Origin of the sequence: Aquibacillus rhizosphaerae, from assembly GCF_030282825.1 — a bacterium.
In the GTDB taxonomy this organism is placed as follows: domain Bacteria; phylum Bacillota; class Bacilli; order Bacillales; family Amphibacillaceae; genus Aquibacillus_C; species Aquibacillus_C rhizosphaerae.
Genome location: NZ_JASTZU010000058.1, coordinates 66,242 through 86,528, shown reverse-complemented (window position 1 = coordinate 86,528; position 20,287 = coordinate 66,242). Strand labels below are relative to the sequence as shown.

Genomic DNA, 20,287 nt, shown 5'->3' with positions numbered 1-20,287 from the left:
ATAAAAATTAGATGTTGAAATTTTTGTAAAATAATAAAAATAGGTCTTGTAAAATAATCTAGGTAATATATAATTACAACTGTATTACATATATTAATACAGTTAGTATGGATAATACAGTCAGTACAGTTACTGTTAGGGGGGTAGTTATGTTTGAGTTAGATTTACGTAGTAGAAAACCAATATATGAACAGCTAGTGGATAAATTGAAAGAGTTGATTATTAATGATGTGTTGCGAGTCGATGAGAAACTTCCCTCTGTTCGAACACTAGCACAGCAATTAACGATAAACCCAAATACAATTCAAAAAGCTTATCGAGAATTAGAATCTCAAGCATATATTTACTCGATTAAAGGAAAAGGAAGCTTTGTAAATGCTTTGGCAAAAAACGAGAATGTGGAGGAATTAGAAAAAATGAAAGACGAATTAAAAAAGCTGATTGCTGAAGCATTATTTTTAGGATTGTCAACTTCTGATTTGTATTCATTAATTGATGAAGTAGACGATGTAGTGGGGGGAGGATATACAAATGATTAATATTAACAATGTCAGCAAAGATTTTGAACGAAGTGTTGTTTTAAAAGATGTTTCACTTCACGTAAATCAGGGTTCAATCTATGGATTACTTGGATCAAATGGAGCCGGAAAAACAACTTTGTTAAAAATAGCAACTGGGATTTTACAACAAGATCATGGGGAAGTAGTCGTTAACGAACAAGTTATCTTTGAGAATCCACATATAAAAAATAACGTCGTATTTATTCCTGATGTACTTTACTTTTTCTCACAATATACAGTTATCCAAATGGCCAAATTTTATGAAGATATATATAGTAATTGGAACGCTGAACGATTTGCAAAACTTCAACAGCTATTCGGATTAGATGTTAATAAGAAAATACAGCGTTTCTCTAAAGGGATGCAAAGACAAGTTGCATTTTGGTTGGCATTATCTGCTATGCCTGATGTACTTGTACTAGATGAACCCTTTGATGGTTTAGATGCAGTGATACGGCAAAAGATTAAAAATTTAATTATCCAAGATGTTGCAGATCGAGAAATGACGGTGATTATTTCCTCTCACAATTTAAGAGAAGTGGAGGATATTTGCGATCATATTGGTATCTTACACCAGGGATCGCTCATTCTTGAAAAAGACTTAGATGACTTGAAATCGGATATCCACAAAGTGCAGATAGCTTTTAAAGATGGATTACCAACAGAGTTGTTTAATCACTTAGATGTGTTGCATAAGGATCAACGTGGTAGTGTGCTTCTCTGTATTATTAGAGGAAAAGACCAGGATATTGCAAAGCATATTAGTCAATACAAACCAGTTGTTTATGACCTATTACCTCTGACTTTAGAAGAAATATTTATTTATGAAATGGGGGGGGTTGGTTATGCCATTGAAAACGTCTTGGTTTAAAAAAGAAATTATCAAACATGATTTACGGAACGTAGGTTGGATAGGGATTATTTATTTATGTGCATTGATTTTTGCAGTCCCTTTGGAAATTTTACTCCGAATTTCTAATGAAGACTATAACAATTATTATATGGATGAAACAAGTTTGTTTAACTTTCATTTAGAAATACAATATTTTGCTATCCTTCTCGTCCCTGTAGTATTAGCTGTGTTTTTATTCCGTTATCTACATGTAAAAGGTTCTACGGATTTTATTCACAGTTTACCAATTAAAAGAGAGAAACTAATCCATCACCATGCAATTACAGGGATATGCTTAGTCATACTACCAGTAATTATAACTGCAATTATCTTACTGATTATGAGTGTCACGATGGATATTAGTAATTATTTTGTGGTTACAGATATTGGTTATTGGCTTGGGGTAACCATTGTTGTAAATATTGTCATCTTTGCTTCAGCAATTTTAATCGCAACTGTTACTGGAATTTCAACAGTGCAAGGGGTATTAACTTATATCTTTTTGCTATTCCCCGCTGGCATTGTTGTGTTAGTGATGTTTAATATGGATTATTTATTAATTGGTTTTTCGGAACAGTATTATACAAATAGAAGTGTTATTGAGCTTTCGCCAATTACAGACTTTGTAGATAACTTTGATCAATTTAGCCTTTTTAAATCAATTGTTTATTTGATTATATCCGTCGCTTTATACGTCGTGTCCGTACAGCTTTATAGAAGAAGACATCTAGAGTTCGCATCGCAAGCAATTACTTTTTCTTTGTTGAAACCAATCTTCAAGTATGGTGTAACGCTTTGTATGACCATGCTAGGCGGCTTTTACTTTGGTGAAACACAAACACAGTACTACTGGGTCATCATTGGATATTTAATCGGTTCGATTCTCGGTTATTTCCTTGCTGAAATGTTACTAACAAAAACATGGCGTGTTTTTAACAAATGGAAAGGCTACTTTTTCTATATCATTGCCTTGGCGTTTATTTTTATTGTGATTTCATTAGATATTACGGGATATGAAAATAAAATCCCAGAGGCTGATGAAATTGAACAGATATATTTCAGTACAGATCACTATTATAACTACAATCAAGAGATAGAGGAATATCGTTACCTTGATTCTCAATATGTAACAACAGTTGAAAATATCGAAGCGGTCAGAGGATTTCACAAACAAGTCATTGAACAGTCGACTCGTTTTGATGTGAACGACAATTGGTTTGAACGTATAAATATTGCTTATGAATTAAAGAATGGGAAGACCATTGTTCGTGAATACCAAATGGACAAGACTATCCCAGCATATCAACCTTATTTAAAGACAATCTATGAATCGACAGAGTATAAACAATTAAATAATCAGATTTTAAATGTTGCTACGAATCAGGTTGAAAAATTAACGATTAGTCCAGGAGTTAACGACGATGAAAACCAGACCGTTGTTTTTGATCCTCAACAAATTCAGGAAGCAATAGCAGCTTTGAAAAAAGATATTGTTAATCAATCCTTTGAATCAATTATAAACGGCAGTTACTACATGTCGACAATAAGAATACTCACTTCTGACAATGAGGACATATTCTTAGAATTTAACCGATCATATACTAATTTTGAAGCTTGGTTGAAAGATAATCAATTGTATGAAGATGCTGTAGTAACAGCAGACGAAATAACAAAAGTTGGTATTGCAAATAGTGAAATTGACTTTTACGAACTATTTACTAATGAGACAGAAAATAATAGTGAACTACTATTTGTTGAAGACAAAGAAGATATTCAGTCTTTACTAAATAATTATTCACCATCTGAAGTTGGATATGCTAGACCACCTTTTTATGCGATAGCGTTTTTTGTTGGTGAAGACGACAAAGATCCAACGACAGAGTATTGGATACCTGCCAATAATTTACCGGATTTTGTCAAAGCTTATTTTGATTTAAACTAAAAAGGAGGAGCATGAAATGGAGGGTAGTGTATTAGAAAAATGTAATGAATTCTCAACAATCTATGAAACCTATTACCAGCGTGTATACCATGCTGCTTGGAAAATCACGCGGGATAATTATTTAGCTGAAGATGTTGTTCAAGAAACATTTATAAAAGCTTATAACAATATAGATAGATTAACAGACGATAGTAAAATAGGAGCTTGGTTGTCAACCATAGCAAGTAGAACAGCTATTGATGTATTACGTAAAGAAAAACGAGCATCATTTATCCCAATTGATGAGGTTTTATTTACGAATTATGAAAGCCTGAAGCCATTACTATTAGTAGATAAAGAATTGGAAACTATTTGGAGCAAAGAAGATATTAAACAGCAAATTGTTTTATTAAGTCCAAAGTTACAGAAAGTACTATTATTAAAATATCAAGAAGATATAAAAGATGAAGATATTGCAGAGAAATTGAATATCACGTTGTCTGCAGTGAAAACAAGAATATTTCGTGCCAGAAAGATTATGAAACAACAGCTTAAAGGGAAAGAAGTTAAAGAAACTAAAGAGTTAGAAGTTATAGCTTAAAGTCAGAACACCAAGTCTGTTTGCATCCCAGACTTGGTGTTTTTTGACTTTTATTCGGAAGATTTCTTTACAAACATTCCGTTTTAAACGTTTAGGGAGTACAGAGAATTCGAAATATGTAAGATAATCTTACGACCTCTTTTTACATAGTGCGCAGTAATAATTAATTTCATTTTACATGTTGTGTAAGTAAATAAGCAGCCTTCTTTCGTATAATTAAACACATAGTTAAATAGTAAAAGGTAGCTTGTTGAATATCAGGCTAGGTTCAATTTCTATTACTAATTATCTAATAATTCAGATAATAAAGCTTTTTCTAATTGTTAAAGGAGGAATTTATGTGTCTGATAAAGTCACGATTGGATTAATTCAAGCCAAAAATGATGTGAATGGAAATGAACCTGTTGCCGTTCACAAAGAAACAGCTATCGAAAAACATATCAAGCTAGTACGTGAAGCAAAAGATAAAGGTGCTCAAATCGTTTGTCTACAAGAAATATTTTATGGCCCTTACTTTTGTACAGAGCAAAATACGAAGTGGTATGATGCTGCAGAAGAAATACCAAATGGTCCAACAACTAAATTATTTCAAGAGTTAGCAAAAGAGTTAGCTATTGTTATTGTATTACCTATTTATGAGAGAGAAGGTATTGCTACTTATTATAATACTGCTGCAGTTATCGATGCAGATGGCAGTTATCTAGGTAAATATCGTAAACAACACATTCCACATGTTGGAGTAGAAAAAGAAGGTTGTGGATTCTGGGAAAAATACTACTTTAAGCCAGGTAATCTAGGCTATCCAGTGTTCGATACTGCATTTGGAAAAGTGGGTGTTTATATTTGTTATGATCGTCATTTCCCTGAAGGGGCCAGACTTTTAGGTCTAAATGGTGCCGAAATTGTGTTTAATCCTTCGGCTACAGTAGCTGGTTTATCCGAATACTTATGGAAATTAGAACAACCAGCCCACGCTGTTGCTAATGGGTATTATTTAGCAGCAATTAATCGTGTTGGTTTTGAAGGGCCTTGGAATATGGGTGAGTTTTATGGTCAAAGTTATTTAGTTGATCCAAGAGGTAATTTTGTAGCTACTGCTAGTCGCGACAAAGATGAAGTGATTATTGGTGAGATGGATAAAAAGTTAATCCGTGAAGTAAGAGATACGTGGCAATTTTATCGCGATCGTAGACCGGAAACATATGAGGATATGACTGCGCTGCTTCCTTAAGATTAAGAAAGTGAAACGGGTATAAAAATCAAGGAGCAAAAGCAATTATAGAACAGTCTATCATTCTATGAACGAATCGCACCAACAGGATAGCATATATAGATATTGCACCAATGAATAAAATGTATTATGGATAAAACAAGAAATTCCATACAAATAAGAGGGTAAGGTGAACGGGTATTTATCCCGCTCACCTTTAATTAAACATAAAACAATTAGATATCTTAGAAAAAGGGGGTAACGAAAATTGATGAATCTAACTCCAGAGGATTTATTAGGTAATTTTCGAGAAGTGAAATCAGCTTTGACAAATCAAGAGGCAATGGAAGAATCAAATCGTTGTTTGTATTGCTATGATGCACCATGTATTCAATCGTGTCCTACAGGTATTGATATACCTTCTTTTATTAAAAAGATAGCTAGTGGAAATGTGAAGGGATCTGCGATAACAATTATGACTTCAAATCCAGTTGGTGCAAGTTGTGCAAGAGTATGTCCAACCGAAGAACTTTGTGAAGGATCCTGCGTTCTAAATGAGTCTACAACACCTATTATGATTGGTGACTTGCAACGCTATGCTACAGACTGGGCAATGAAAAATGAAAAAGTACTGTTTAAAGCAGGCAAGAAAAACGGAAAAACTGTTGCAATTGTTGGTGGTGGACCGGCTGGATTATCTGCTGCTAGAGAATTAGCGTTACTAGGTTACCAGGTTACTATTTTTGAAGCGGAAGAGAATGCTGGCGGATTAAATAGCTATGGTATTGTTTCGTTCCGGTTACCTCAAACTGTTTCATTTTGGGAAGTCGAGCAAGTAGAAAGTTTAGACGTAGAAATAAGAACAAACACAGTTATTGGTAAGGATATTCAAGCTAACGAGTTATTAGAAAATTATGATCGACTAGTTATTGCTGTGGGTATGTCTAACGTTCCTGAATTAGGTATGGAAGGAGAAGACTTAGATGGTGTTCTTGATGCTATTGAATTTGTCAAAAATACAAAGACAAAACCAATAACTGATGAGTTTATAGGTAAGAAGGTAGCTGTTATTGGTGCTGGTAACACAGCTATTGATGGCGCTACTTGTTCCGTCCGACTAGGTGCAGAAAATGTGAAGATTCTGTACCGAAGAACTGTTGAAGAAATGACAGCCTATGATTTTGAATATGAGTTTGCCAAACAAGATGGGATAGAATTTAATTGGTTAACACAACCGACGAAAGTAGTAAGTGACGAAAATGGCAAAGTAAAAGGATTAGAATGTATCAAAATGGAATTAGGAAAACCTGATCAAGATGGAAGGCGTAAACCTGTCCCTATTAAAGGTTCGGCATTTACCTTAGCGGTTGATTATGTAATTCGAGCGATTGGTCAGTCACGCTATACGAAGTTAATTGAAAGCTTTGGATTACAGCATGATGCTGGCGTCGTTACCATCAACGAAGCTACGTTCCAGACTTCAAATCCATCTGTATTTGCTTGTGGAGATGTTATTTTTGGAAAAGGGCAAGGAGAGGCGATGGTAGTTTCAGCGGCAGAACAGGGAAAGCAAGTAGCCTACTCACTGCACCGGGAAATGTTTAATGTAACTGAAACGGCATCTTAACAGCAAATATGAATATAGGAAGAGGAGGCCCTATCATATGGCAGACTTAAGTATTAACATAGCTGGTATCAAATCACCGAACCCTTTTTGGTTAGCATCTGGCCCCCCAACAAATACAGGATATCAGGTTCAACGAGCTTTTGAAGCAGGTTGGGGTGGAGCGGTTTGGAAGACATTAGGTGATCCAGTAATCAATACGTCCTCTCGTTTTGCAGCAATTGGCTTTAATGGTCAACGTGTTGCGGGATTTAATAATATTGAACTAATTACTGATAGACCTTTAGAAGAAAATTTAAAAGAAATCTATGAAACGAAGAAAAAGTATCCCAACCATGCCATCATTGCATCCTTGATGGTTGAACCAGAAAGGGAAAAATGGCATGAAATTGTAAAAAGAGTAGAAGATATTGGTGTAGATGGGTATGAATTAAACTTTGGATGTCCGCATGGCATGGCTGAGCGCGGTATGGGTGCTGCTTCTGGTCAGGTTCCAGAACTGGTTGAAAAACAAACCTATTGGACGAAAGAAGCTGCATCTAAACCAGTTATTGTTAAGCTAACTCCCAATATAACGGATATTACTGTCACTGCAGAAGCAGCGGTTCGTGGTGGAGCAGATTCAATTAGTATGATTAATACGATTAATAGTTTAGCAGGTGTGGATATTCATACATGGAATACAATCCCTCACGTTGGTAATAAAGGAGCACACGGAGGGTATTGTGGACCAGCAGTCAAACCGATAGCACTAAACATGGTCGGTGAATGTGCACGAAGACAAAATATTAATATTCCTATCTCTGGAATAGGTGGTGTGTCAAATTGGCAGGATGCTGTTGAATTTATGTTAATGGGATCAACTAGCGTTCAAGTATGTACGGCTGCTATGCATCATGGTTTCAGAATTGTAGAAGACATGATTGATGGATTAAATCATTATCTTGATGATAAGGGTATTGCTTCAGTGATGGATCTTGTAGGTAAAACAGTTCCAAAATATTCTAATTGGGGAGACTTAGATCTTAACTATAAGGTTGTCGCACAAATTGATAATGACACGTGTATCAACTGTAATAAGTGCCATATTGCCTGTGAAGATACGTCTCACCAATGCATTGATATGTTAAAGGATGATAACGGAAAGAACATATTACAAGTACGTGAAGAAGATTGTGTTGGATGTAACCTGTGTGCGATTGTTTGCCCTGTGGATGGTGCTATTGAAATGGTGGAAGTAGATAGCAAGTTTCCACCAATGTCATGGAACGAAAGACAGGCAGCAATAAGTATGAAAGGGTCTAATGTCGATTTAGTAAAATAATATACGTTTAACCGATCGTACTAGATTGTGATTCGTAAACGAATTTAGAGGAGGCTAACAATGGCTCAGAAGATAATTAAGAACGGTACAATTGTAACAGCATCTGATACGTTCCAAGCAGATATATTAATTGAAAATGAACAAATTTCTATGATTTGTCAAGATTTGAGCTTTGACGGAGCAGAAAGTGTTGATGCTACTGGATGTTATGTATTCCCTGGGGGAATTGATCCACATACACACCTGGAAATGCCGTTTGGTGGAACTGTTAGTAAAGATGATTTTGAGACAGGTACAATTGCTGCAGCGTTTGGTGGAACAACTTCGGTCATTGACTTCTGTATCACAAGAAAAGGAGAATCGTTGAGGAACCCAATCAGGGAGTGGCATGCTAAATCAAAAGATAAAGCCGTCATCGATTATGGTTTTCATTTAATGATTGGTGAAATAAATGAAGATGTTTTAAATGAGCTTCCTTTGATTCTAGAAGAAGAAGGTATTACATCTTTTAAAGTTTTTATGGCATATAAAAATGTATTCCAAGCCGACGATGGTACGCTATTTCAAACGTTAAAAACTGCTAAAGAGCTCGGTGCTCTCGTCATGGTTCACGCAGAAAATGGGGATGTAATTGATCATTTAGTAAAAGATGCTTTAGAAGCGGGCAATACAGATCCGATTTATCATGCATTAACGCGCCCTCCCGAAGCGGAAGGAGAAGCCACAGGGAGAGCTACACTACTAACTGGTCTAGCAAAATCGCAATTATATGTTGTACATGTTTCTTGTGATGAAAGTGCACAAAAAATTAAAGAAGCACGAGAAAAAGGTTACGACGTGTGGGGAGAAACCTGTCCACAATACTTAGTCTTAGATCAAACATATATGGAGAAACCAAATTTTGAAGGTGCTAAATATGTTTGGTCACCACCGTTACGCGAGAAGTGGAATCAAGATAAATTATGGAACGCACTAAAAAATGGTTATTTACAAACGATTGGTTCAGATCAGTGTTCGTTTGATTTTAAAGGGCAAAAAGATTTAGGAAAGGGTGATTTTACAAAGATTCCTAATGGAGGACCAATGATTGAAGACCGTTTTAGCATTCTATTTTCTGAGGGTGTAAAAAAAGGAAGGATTACATTGAATCAGTTTGTTGATATAACGTCTACACGAATTGCTAAATTGTTTGGATTGTATCCTAAAAAAGGAACAATTTCTGTTGGTGCTGATGCGGATATCGTCATATTTGATCCAACGGTTGAGCGCACGATTTCTGTAGATACACATCATATGGCTGTAGATTACAATGCTTTTGAGGGGATGGAAATAACGGGTGAGCCAATTACCGTTTTATCTCGTGGTGCGTTCGTTATAAAAGATAAACAATTTGTTGGTTCATTAGGTGCAGGGAATTATTTAAAACGCGCACATTATGGGAAAATGTTAACGAATGGTAGTGACAAGGTTACAGTATAGCTTAAATGTAACCTTTTATCCTCAATTAAGTTGAAAGGAGCAATTTACATTGTCTGAGTTTGCTCAGTTTGACAACGAAAGAAAAACAATCGATGCTCTTTTAAAAGATGGTTATGCGATTAAGAATCTAAAAGATAACCTCGACGGAGCAATTGTAACCTTTGCCAAGGATGGAAAAGCACTTGAAATATTGCACATTTCTATGGCGGACACTAGAAAATATATTTCTAACTTAATTTTTATGCCAGAACGAGGTACATGAATTTTTACGATAGACCCACTTAGGAGTTCCTAAGTGGGTCTGTTGTTTTTTAATATAAAATAATACGCGTATAAGAAATTCTCACGGTGAGATTACCTTACAGAATAACAGTAATCAATGGTAAATAGTGCTACATTGTTATCAAGGAACGTACAATAATCCGTACTAATATTAATATTCTCCAGTTAAATCAAGAAAAATAATGATGACGTTGTGAGGAGGAAGATTATTGGGATCATTTCAATTAACGATTAGAGAAGTACTTAAAAATAAGTGTTTTGAGAATGCAAAAGTAGTTGCTGGTGAAAAGGGATTAGATAATGTTGTTCGTTGGGTTCATATTATGGAGGTAACAAATATTGATAAGCTATTGAACGGTTCAGAGCTTATTTTATCAACAGGTATTGGTTGGAAAGACTTTCAAAAGACCAGCATCGATTACTTCGAGCAGTTGATCCGAGCAAAAGCTTCCGGACTGTGCATTGAGTTAGTGAAATATGCCAATGAAATACCGAAGGAACTTATAGAACTTGCTAACAAACATAATTTACCCATTATCGTGTTTTATGAAGAAGTGAGATTTATTGATATAACACAAAATATGAATACCCAGCTAATGAATAACCAATATAAAATACTAGCGGACTTGGAAGAGTTTTCAAGAAAACTTAACCATACAATGTTACTCCCAAATGCTTTTAAGCGTGTGTTAAAACTCATTAATCAGTACTTGAATGTACAAGTGATTTATTTATCAAAAACAAAGGAAGAAACAATTTTTGTTCCCCTTCAACACGAAATGGAACAAAATAAATTAGTTCAAAGCGTAAAAAAAAATAAAGGGAAGCGACTTATAAATAGAAATAAGCAATTTATTGCTCCTGATGGATCTTATGTTGGACAGCCAGTGCAGGCGCTTGATCATAAGTTTGCGGACTTAATCATCTTTCCGAAATACAAACATGCCAGTGAATATGAACTACTTGTTTTAGACCGTTGTGCTAACGCGATTTCCCAAGACTTAGTTCGGATTTTTTACATGGAAGAACAACGAAAACAGAAAGAGCAACAATGGGTCTATGAATGGTTAAATGGTGAATACAAAACAGAAGAAATCGAGCAATATATATCCTCTTTAGATTCCACTTTAAAACCCAATGGGGCTACTGTATGCATTTGTCGACTAAATCAAGTACTTGATGACTCTAAACACTCCTATTTTTTAGCGATCTTCAGAAACGTATTACAGAAATATGGTTATTTCTTAATCTCTTTATATGACCATAAACAATTTACGTTTATTTTTATTAATCAACGGTCTTTATCTGATTGGAAAGAAAGATTGCAAAAGACTATAAATCATGTAAACCAGATGGAGCTTTATAAAAAACAGACACATGATTCTGCTTTGTTTGGGATTGGTAAAATGACACGCGAACTTCAGTCCATTCCACAAAGCTACGAAACAGCAAAAGAAGCAATTAAAATCCAAAATCAGGCGAAGATTGAAAATGAAATCTTCTATGAAAACCTTCATATCTATCGTTTAGTTTCTAGTTTAAGTAAATCAATAAATCTAACTGACTATATTCATGAATATATAGGACCAGTCATTGAATATGATGAATCACATAATAGTGAACTTCTGTACACCTTACAAGTTTTTCTTGAATCGAATGGATCAAAAAATGATGCAGCGAAACGCCTTTATATCGTTCGACAAACGCTATATCATCGTTTAGACAAGCTAAAAGAATTACTAGGTGATGATTTTATGGATGCAACAAAGCGTGCTACCATTGAGTTTTCTCTTCACTCCTACCGATATATGAATCCACTAATCAATGTTTCTGAAACGAAAGTCAACTATATAGAGGGATAAGAAAAAACTGTGCTGGGACACAGTTTTTTTATTACCTCTATGAAAACGGTTATACACAGTGGAATTAAACAAGACAAGCAAAGCATATAGATTGTTCTGCTTATGCTTTATCCTTTCCGCAATAAAACTGTGAAATCTAACGCTATACTTGTTTAACTCTTTGTCTAATGATAAGGCTTATGTAAAAAAACTATAATAGACGTAATCAGTTATTGTAAGGAGGAAGTACCATATGTCGTTAGTGCAGCAAAATGTAACAACAATAAAAAACTTTGTCGGTGGAAGTTGGATTGAATCAACTACTAATGAATATCAAGATGTACTTGATCCTGCTACAGGTAATTGTATTGCCAAGGTACCAATTTCAACTTTTGTCGACGTGAATAAAGCAGTAGAGGTAGCCGAAACAGCTTTTCATAATTGGAAAAAGGTGCCTGTTCCTAAACGAGCACGTATTTTATTTAAATATCATCAATTATTGACCGACAATCATGAACAATTGGCTGAGTTAGTTACAAAGGAGAATGGAAAAAGTTATAAAGAAGCTTTTGGTGAAGTATTACGAGGGATTGAATGCGTTGAATTTGCAACAGGAGCACCTTCACTTATGATGGGAGATAATTTATCAACGATTGCAACTGACATAGACTCTCAGTTTTTTCGTTATCCAATCGGGTTAGTTGCTGGGATTTCCCCATTTAATTTTCCAATGATGGTACCGTGTTGGATGTTTCCAATAGCTATTGCTTGTGGAAACACATTTATTTTAAAGCCATCGGAGAGAACACCGCTACTTGCTAACCGGTTAGCAGAATTGTTAAAAGAAGCAGGGTTACCTGATGGTGTCTTTAATATTGTGCACGGTGCACATGATGTTGTGAACGGTTTGATTGATCATGATCAAGTGAAGGCTATTTCTTTTGTTGGTTCAGAACCAGTTGCTCAATATGTATATAAAAGTGCAGCTGCAAAGGGAAAACGAGTCCAGGCTCTTGCAGGTGCCAAAAATCACCATATTGTAATGCCTGATGCAGACAGGAAAACTGCTATTCAAAATATTATAAGCTCCACATATGGAAGTGCGGGACAACGTTGTATGGCTTGTAGTGCTGTCGTTGCAGTTGGTGAAAGTGCTGATGCTTTTTTAGAAGCTTTTAAACATGAAGTGGATAAGGTGAAGATGGGAAATGGGCTGAATGATGATGTTATCCTTACTCCGATGATTAGGGAAGAAAATAAAAAAAGAGCACTTGCTTATATTGATAAAGGTATTGCAGAAGGTGCGGTTTTACTACGAGATGGACGAAAAGACATGAAACACTTTTCTGAAGGTAACTTTTTAGGTCCAACAATTTTTGATCATGTAACACCAGACATGTCGATTGCCAAAGATGAAATATTTGCTCCAATCCTAAGTGTCATACGAGCAGATAATTTACATGAAGCGCTAGAAATTGTAAACCATTCACGTTTTGGGAATTCAGCTACTCTCTACACGGATAGTGCGAAAGCGGTCAGACAATTTAGAGAAGAAGCTGAACCAGGAATGTTGGGTGTCAATGTTGGTGTTCCTGCACCAATGGCTTTCTTTCCGTTTTCCGGTTGGAAGAACTCATTTTTTGGTGATTTACACGTAAATGGAAAAGATGGAGTTGCTTTTTATACACGAAAAAAAATGATTACTTCAAGATTCTAATAGGAATGGAGTGGGTTGACAATGGTAGTCAGTCAAAAAGAAGACTTTTTGCAGAAAGATACAAAAAATATTTGGCACTCCATGAAAAAATATGATTCAACTTCAACAATGATTATTAAGAAAGCAAAAGGATCTTGGGTAACAGATGTAAATGGAAATCGTTTCATGGATGCGATGAGTGGTTTATGGTGCGTAAATGTTGGTTATGGCCGTGAAGAGTTAGCTAAAGCTGCTTATGATCAAATGGTAGAACTACCTTATTTCCCATTAACACAAAGTCATCTTCCGGCAATAAAATTAGCAGAAAAACTAAATGAATGGCTAGATGATGAGTATGTATTTTTCTTTTCGAATAGTGGGTCTGAGGCCAACGAAGCAGCTTTTAAGATTGTTCGGCAGTACCATCGTCAAAACAATCAGCCAGATCGTTGGAAATTCATCTCTCGTTATCGTGCGTATCATGGCAGCACGATGGGGTCCTTAGCAGCTACTGGTCAAGCTTCACGAAAATTTAAATATGAACCACTTAGCCAGGGGTTTCTTCATGTATCTCCACCAGATTGTTATCGTAGTTCTCACACCCCAGACGGAACATGTTGTGAAGAAAGTGCAAAAGAAATTGATCGCGTAATGACATGGGAGTTTGATGAAACAATAGCTGGTGTAATTATGGAACCAATCATCACAGGTGGTGGTGTGTTCATTCCACATGACAACTATTTAAAAGAAGTTCGGAAAATATGTGATAATCATGGAGCACTACTTATTATTGATGAAGTAATTAATGGATTTGGGCGTACAGGAGCTCCGTTTGGATTTATGAACTATGATATTAAGCCAGATATCATTACGATGGCTAAAGGGTTAACAAGTGCGTATTTACCTTTATCTGCAACGGCAGTAAGACGTGATATTTATGAAGCTTTTAAAGGGACAGAAGAGTATGACCACTTTCGTCATATTAATACGTTTGGCGGTAATCCTGCCGCATGTGCAGTAGCATTAAAAAACTTAGAAATTATTGAAAAAGAAAATTTAATTGAGCGATCCAATCTATTAGGTAAGCGGCTTATATTAGAAATGGATGAAATGAAAAATCACCCGAATGTAGGAGATGTACGAATTAAAGGTTTATTGATGGGAATTGAATTAGTGGACAATAAGCAAAAAAAGCTGCCAGTTAAACCGGAGAAAATACAAAAAGTGATTTCAGCTTGTAAAGAACGTGGATTAATTATCGGAAAAAATGGGGATACAGTTGCTGGTTATAATAATATTATTACACTGAGCCCACCGCTTAATATGACTGATCAAGATTTTGAGTTCATGGTATCCACACTGAAAGAGTGTATTTGGCAAATGTAGACACATAGAGAAAAAGATACTTTTATCTCCGTCATTTTTAAGAATTATGATGACATTGTCCATGAAGGATAAGAACCTTAGGAGTAATGTTTAAGGAGGATAATTTAATGCAAATTGGTGTACCAAAAGAAATAAAAAACAATGAAAATAGAGTTGCTGTCATTCCATCAGGTGTGAGTCATTTTACTGAGGATGGTCATGATGTTTACGTGCAATCTGGAGCGGGTGAAGGATCGGGTTTTCCAGATAGTGCTTATGAGGAAAATGGTGCAACGATTGTAAAGACTGCCCAAGAGGCATGGACTCAAGACATGGTTATTAAAGTTAAAGAACCTTTGCAGGAAGAATATCAGTTTTTCAAAGAAGGCTTAATTTTATTTACTTATTTACATCTGGCAAATGAGCCTGAACTTACACAAGCTTTACTGAAGCATAAAGTTACAAGTATAGCCTATGAGTCTATCCAACTACCAAGTGGATCTTTACCATTGCTTACGCCGATGAGTGAAGTAGCAGGAAGAATGGCTACACAGATTGGTGCACAATTGTTAGAAAAGACAAAAGGTGGTCAGGGAATTCTTTTATCGGGAATACCTGGTGTTAGCAGAGGTAAAGTAACAATTATAGGTGGTGGAGTAGTAGGTACACATGCAGCACAAATAGCAATCGGTCTTGGTGCAGATGTTACGATATTAGATGTAAGTCCGCAAAGGTTAAGAGAATTAGATGATTTATTTGGCAACTCTATTCAAACAATGATTTCAAATCCAATGACGATTGAAGAGTCAGTTAAACAAGCCGATCTTGTTATAGGAGCGGTATTAATACCGGGCTATAGAGCACCTATTATTATTACGGAGAAAATGGTTAAGTCGATGAAAGATGGTGCAGTCATTGTTGATGTTGCGATTGACCAAGGAGGCATTGTCGAGACGATAGATCGAATAACAAATCATGATTCTCCAACCTACTTGAAGCACGGTGTTGTTCATTATGCTGTTGCGAATATGCCAGGAGCGGTTCCGAGAACAGCTACACTAGGATTAACAAATGTAACACTACCTTATGCGATATTAATTTCAAATTTAGGTGTAGAAAAACTAGTTTTAGGAAATGAAGTGATTATAAAAGGGATTAATACAATGGACGGTTTTATAACAAATCAAGCTATTGCGGATGTATATGGATTAAAGTGTTATGAAGTATCCTCTTTAATGATGGAGTTAACTTAGTAGTTTTAATATATAAGGAAAAATAGAAGTTATTAAACTTCTATTTTTTTATGGAATGAATTTTTAGGTTAAAATATTTAGATATTTGTGATTTATTGACAATATTCCCCGAAGTAGATAAAAACATGTGTTAGAATAAAAAGAAGTTCTACATTTTCTACCTGCAACCAACAACTAATCATTCTTAAACCCTCCTATGTTATAGTCGTAATGGATCAATTTAGCAATAAATAAATTAAATAATAAGGGTGACACACATGGATGAATTCATTTTCGTTATATTGCCATGGATTTTATTATTCTTTTCTGTTTTTAGTGCAACCTATTCTTTTATTCGAAAGTTGTCTTACGAGTGGGGATTTTTGCTTTGTGCAATTGGAATTTCAGTATATTTAGCTGGACTACAAGTAATTGGAGGATTTGAGGGAATGGGTGTTAGCTTGTTAGGGGCATTACCGTTTACGATTGGACTCTTTATCCTTTTTATCTCCTGGATAGGTAAAAAAATGAAAACTTGAGAAATGATAAGAGTTAGGCAATATTACTTCTTAAAAAAATTACATATTTCCCAAAGAAAGGAAATGAAAACAGATTTAAATAAATTTCTTTGTTACCAAGGCATGAATATATAAATTTGAAAAGTGTATTAACATGCAGAAACAGCCACGTCTAGCTCCAGTTCCTACTTATGACCATCATCCTTTAAGGATGAGTACAAGGAGTATTACAAAGAAAGATATCGTAGAAATAAGTTTTTTTCTAGAAAATAGAAGAAGAACGATAACATAATATTTCGTATTGTTTGATTTCGTAGAACGTTAGATTGGAGGATCTAAAAAATGGAGGTTAGGCAAATATCAAATGAATGTATCGATGACTGTACAAAGATGTATATGGATGTATTTAGTAAAAAACCTTGGAATGAATTTTGGGATTATGCATCAGCTAATGAAAGGTTGTTTACTGTTTTTGAAAACCCAAATTTTGTTGGAATTGGTGTTTTTGATGAGAATCAGGATTTAATAGGGTTTGTTGTGGGTTTTACTGAGAAATGGTTAGAGTTAACCAACTTCTATATTAGTGAAATGTGTGTAAGTACAGACATGCAAGGAAAAGGTGTTGGTTCTTTATTACTTTCTAAATTAGAAGATGTCTGTAAGAAAAAAGACATTAATCGAATAGAACTACTTACCTCAAGAGGTGGACATGCCGAATCCTTTTATAAAAAAAATGGCTATTATACAAGTGGTAAAGTCATATTAATGGCAAAAAGACTTCCGAAAAACTAACTCACCTATAGAATTATTCCCCATCAATTTTGCTACATATTAAAATTCTAATTACAAAACAAGGCTGCTTTTTAAAATTTTTGTTGTTTACGACAGTAATATATAAAGTTTGCACTAACTTAATTTATTTATCATTTTTAATCTCTTACAAGATGATGGAGATTCCGGAAGAAGCAGAAGTCATGCCCGTGCCCTAAGGTGTGCGAAGTTTTTTGACGAAGCAATGATTTAAGCACATTAAAGAACGATAGATAGTAAATTAACACTAAAGTTAATGCACACTTGTATCCTAGTTCGAAGGCTGTAAAGTAACAATATTACGAAAGAGCCAAGAACAACAAAAAGAAATTCTAGTTCCAGTGTGATAGTAATTAAGCACTTGCTAATTTTTCCATTGTACTTTATGTTTAGGCGTGGTATAGTAATTGAGCGATGAGCTAATTTGTGTAAGACGAGGGAACATCAATACGTCGAATGTGGTCGACGGTTTTCTCGCCACAAACCTAAAGGCACCTGTCTAACAGGTGTCTTTTTCAATATGTTTTCAATAAGGCCTTACTATTCAGGCGTTACATATATCGCGAAGTCATTGATTAATAAGATTTTTGTGAATCTAACATGAGCTTTCTATCAAATCTAAACGTTCGCTCGCAATTAGGAGTCAATGGATTAAATTCTGCTGCATTCCTCTCTTTTTGACATCCTTCTTCTGCTTTTGCACTTCATTATACCCCACGAACAGTTAAAGATAGTGGTAAAAGAGTTTTATCGGTTATGAATGTAATATGAGTTTTTTGTAGAGCACTTCCGTATATTATCTGTTATGATAAAGGATACTGTTTAAAATAAAGCATGTAGTGTTTATAAAGGAGAAAAAATAATTGAAACAACAATCACTTCCATTTACAATTTCAAAACAAGAAAATTTCTTTGATCGATTAGGCGAGTATATTGGTGACATCTTTTACGATATATTACCAGAGCAAGGGTATGAATTGCGTGATGAACAAATTTATATGGCTTATCAAATAGAAAATGCTTTTAAAAATAAAAGCACCGTGTTCGCTGAAGCTGGCGTTGGTACAGGGAAAACTTTTGTTTATTTACTTTATGCGATTTGCTATGCTCGATACATGAGAAAACCTGCAATTATTTCATGTGCAGATGAAACACTAATAGAACAACTAGTAAAGAAAAATGGAGATATTGAAAAGCTTGAAAAAGCTCTTGGCTTAACTGTGGATGTACGTTTAGCCAAAGCACGTGAACAATATGTCTGTATGAAGAAGTTAGATCCTTTGGCAAACCAAACGGACGATGAAGATATATTAAATGTTCATGAACAAATTCCTGATTTTGTTTTTGAACAAGGAACTTCTATGCAATCATTTGAACGATATGGTGATCGTAAAGAATATCCATGGGTTTCTAATGAAAAATGGAAAAAAATAGCTTGGGATCCAATCCAACAATGCTCAACCTGTGAATGGCGTCATCGTAGCGGTCAAACGCTAAATCGCGAATATTATAGGCATGCAACGGATTTAATTATTTGTTCTCACGACTTTTATATGGAACATATATGGACAAAGGAATCTCGCAAGCGAGAAGAACAAATGCCATTACTTCCTGAATCTAGTTGTGTTGTATTCGATGAAGGACATTTATTAGAATTCGCTGCCCAAAAAGGGTTAACTTATCGTTTTCATTCTGAAACATTGCATTCGATATTGACAGGCTACATGAGCCAGGATGTTCGTGAAGAATCACTTTACTTGATTGAGGACATCTTACATTTACATGAAGATTGGTTTACTATTTTAAGTGGCTCTGCTCAAATGGTAAAGGGATCGAATCGTAAGGAAGTTCCACGTTCTACCGAAATGTTATCATTGGTCGGAAAGTTAGAACAAAAAGTAGGACAATTATTAGAACAACTCGTATTTGACTCTGAATTATTTACGATTGACCCATATCACATAAAAATAATTGAAGAATATTTAGAGTTTTACTCTTATGGATTAGCAATTTTATTAAAGGATAACCAAGGCATATTCTGGCTTGAGGAAAATGATTCTGAAACGACTTTTGTTATTATGCCTCGATTGGTAGAAGATATTTTAGGTGAAGATGTATTTTCTCAAAAAATACCATTTGTATTTTCATCAGCTACATTAGCTCAAGCAGGTGACTTTTCATACTTAGCTAATAGCCTAGGAATTAAAAAATATGAATCATTTACGGTTGAATCTCCTTTTGATTATGATGAACAGATGAAAATTTATGGACAGACTGTGGAGAGCAACCGTGAGCAGGAGAAATGGAACAAAATAGGAAATGCATTGAATGAGAATCATGGACATTCACTAATTTTATTCTCTTCACTTTTTGAGATGAACGAGTTTCGTGAATGGGCAAATAAGCAAGCGTGGGATTTCTCAATAATTTATGAAGGTGACCGTGAAATAAGTGAGTCTGTTCACTATTTTCAGACTAACCCTGAATCAGTGCTATGTTCCTTTAATCTATGGGAAGGCTTAGATGTGCCAGGAAAAGCACTAAGTCAGGTTGTGATAGCTTCCTTACCGTTTCCGCCCGAAGATCCTGTATTTCAAGCAAAGCGAAATCATGCATCGGATCCACTAAAAGAGGTTGATCACCCGTACATGCAACTAAGATTAAGACAAGGGATTGGTCGATTAATAAGAAGTAGAGAAGATCAGGGGAGTATTCAAATTTTAATGACCGAATCACAAAAAAAAGCGGATTTTCAAGTAATCGAAAAATTGTTACCAGTTGATCTTCAATGGATTTAGTTTAAAACAGGTGAACCTTTTTATATAGGTTCACCTGTTTTTTTGACAATTTATCGAGGAATCAGAATGGTTTTGTAGTCAATTTATTCTAAATGAGTTGTGTAAAAATATTACCATATGATAAAAATCTTTGA

Annotated in this window: 16 protein-coding genes; all 16 read left to right on the top strand. The window is 35.1% G+C overall.

The features are described from left to right. Positions 1 to 149 precede the first annotated feature (149 nt). The 16 genes from QQS35_RS17490 to QQS35_RS17415 all read left to right on the top strand — a co-directional run bounded on the left by QQS35_RS17490 (position 150) and on the right by QQS35_RS17415 (position 20,153). The gene (locus tag QQS35_RS17490) at positions 150 to 539 is read left to right on the top strand and encodes a GntR family transcriptional regulator (protein ID WP_285933518.1); all 390 of its coding nucleotides are present in this window, start codon (positions 150 to 152) and stop codon (positions 537 to 539) included. After that, positions 532 to 1,431, top strand: coding sequence for an ABC transporter ATP-binding protein (locus QQS35_RS17485; protein ID WP_285933517.1), 900 nt, complete (start codon positions 532 to 534; stop codon positions 1,429 to 1,431). Before QQS35_RS17490 ends, QQS35_RS17485 begins: the two co-directional genes overlap by 8 nt. Continuing rightward, positions 1,406 to 3,394 (top strand): DUF6449 domain-containing protein, encoded by a 1,989-nt coding sequence (locus QQS35_RS17480; RefSeq protein ID WP_285933516.1) that lies wholly within the window; start codon positions 1,406 to 1,408, stop codon positions 3,392 to 3,394. The genes QQS35_RS17485 and QQS35_RS17480 overlap by 26 nt, the downstream gene beginning before the upstream one ends. Before the next feature lie 16 nt (positions 3,395 to 3,410). Continuing rightward, complete coding sequence (locus QQS35_RS17475) at positions 3,411 to 3,974, top strand: RNA polymerase sigma factor (RefSeq protein ID WP_285933515.1); 564 nt, start codon at positions 3,411 to 3,413, stop codon at positions 3,972 to 3,974. 340 nt (positions 3,975 to 4,314) lie between these two features. After that, the gene (locus QQS35_RS17470) at positions 4,315 to 5,205 is read left to right on the top strand and encodes a nitrilase-related carbon-nitrogen hydrolase (protein WP_285933514.1); all 891 of its coding nucleotides are present in this window, start codon (positions 4,315 to 4,317) and stop codon (positions 5,203 to 5,205) included. Positions 5,206 to 5,455: 250 nt separating this feature from the next. Then, positions 5,456 to 6,811 (top strand): NAD(P)-dependent oxidoreductase, encoded by a 1,356-nt coding sequence (locus tag QQS35_RS17465; protein WP_285933804.1) that lies wholly within the window; start codon positions 5,456 to 5,458, stop codon positions 6,809 to 6,811. Between the two features lie 37 nt (positions 6,812 to 6,848). After that, positions 6,849 to 8,132, top strand: a complete 1,284-nt coding sequence (gene preA / locus QQS35_RS17460) for an NAD-dependent dihydropyrimidine dehydrogenase subunit PreA (RefSeq protein WP_285933513.1) — start codon at positions 6,849 to 6,851, stop codon at positions 8,130 to 8,132. A gap of 60 nt (positions 8,133 to 8,192) precedes the next feature. Continuing rightward, positions 8,193 to 9,611, top strand: a complete 1,419-nt coding sequence (gene hydA, locus QQS35_RS17455; protein ID WP_285933512.1) for a dihydropyrimidinase — start codon at positions 8,193 to 8,195, stop codon at positions 9,609 to 9,611. A 49-nt stretch (positions 9,612 to 9,660) separates the two neighbouring features. Then, positions 9,661 to 9,873: a hypothetical protein gene (locus tag QQS35_RS17450; RefSeq protein WP_285933511.1), complete on the top strand. Its 213-nt coding sequence runs from the start codon at positions 9,661 to 9,663 to the stop codon at positions 9,871 to 9,873. Positions 9,874 to 10,102: 229 nt separating this feature from the next. Beyond that, on the top strand, positions 10,103 to 11,755 hold the full coding sequence (locus QQS35_RS17445; RefSeq protein WP_285933510.1) for a PucR family transcriptional regulator: 1,653 nt from the start codon (positions 10,103 to 10,105) through the stop codon (positions 11,753 to 11,755). 232 nt (positions 11,756 to 11,987) lie between these two features. After that, a complete protein-coding gene (locus tag QQS35_RS17440) occupies positions 11,988 to 13,451 on the top strand; it encodes a CoA-acylating methylmalonate-semialdehyde dehydrogenase (RefSeq protein WP_285933509.1) in 1,464 nt (487 codons plus the stop codon). A 21-nt stretch (positions 13,452 to 13,472) separates the two neighbouring features. Continuing rightward, the gene (locus tag QQS35_RS17435) at positions 13,473 to 14,816 is read left to right on the top strand and encodes an aspartate aminotransferase family protein (protein WP_285933508.1); all 1,344 of its coding nucleotides are present in this window, start codon (positions 13,473 to 13,475) and stop codon (positions 14,814 to 14,816) included. Between the two features lie 107 nt (positions 14,817 to 14,923). Continuing rightward, positions 14,924 to 16,048, top strand: a complete 1,125-nt coding sequence (ald, locus tag QQS35_RS17430; RefSeq protein ID WP_285933507.1) for an alanine dehydrogenase — start codon at positions 14,924 to 14,926, stop codon at positions 16,046 to 16,048. Positions 16,049 to 16,305: 257 nt separating this feature from the next. Next, positions 16,306 to 16,566, top strand: a complete 261-nt coding sequence (locus tag QQS35_RS17425) for a hypothetical protein (protein ID WP_285933506.1) — start codon at positions 16,306 to 16,308, stop codon at positions 16,564 to 16,566. Between the two features lie 321 nt (positions 16,567 to 16,887). After that, on the top strand, positions 16,888 to 17,337 hold the full coding sequence (locus tag QQS35_RS17420) for a GNAT family N-acetyltransferase (RefSeq protein ID WP_285933505.1): 450 nt from the start codon (positions 16,888 to 16,890) through the stop codon (positions 17,335 to 17,337). Positions 17,338 to 18,218: 881 nt separating this feature from the next. Beyond that, a complete protein-coding gene (locus QQS35_RS17415) occupies positions 18,219 to 20,153 on the top strand; it encodes an ATP-dependent DNA helicase (RefSeq protein ID WP_285933504.1) in 1,935 nt (644 codons plus the stop codon). The last annotated feature ends 134 nt before the right edge of the window (positions 20,154 to 20,287 follow it).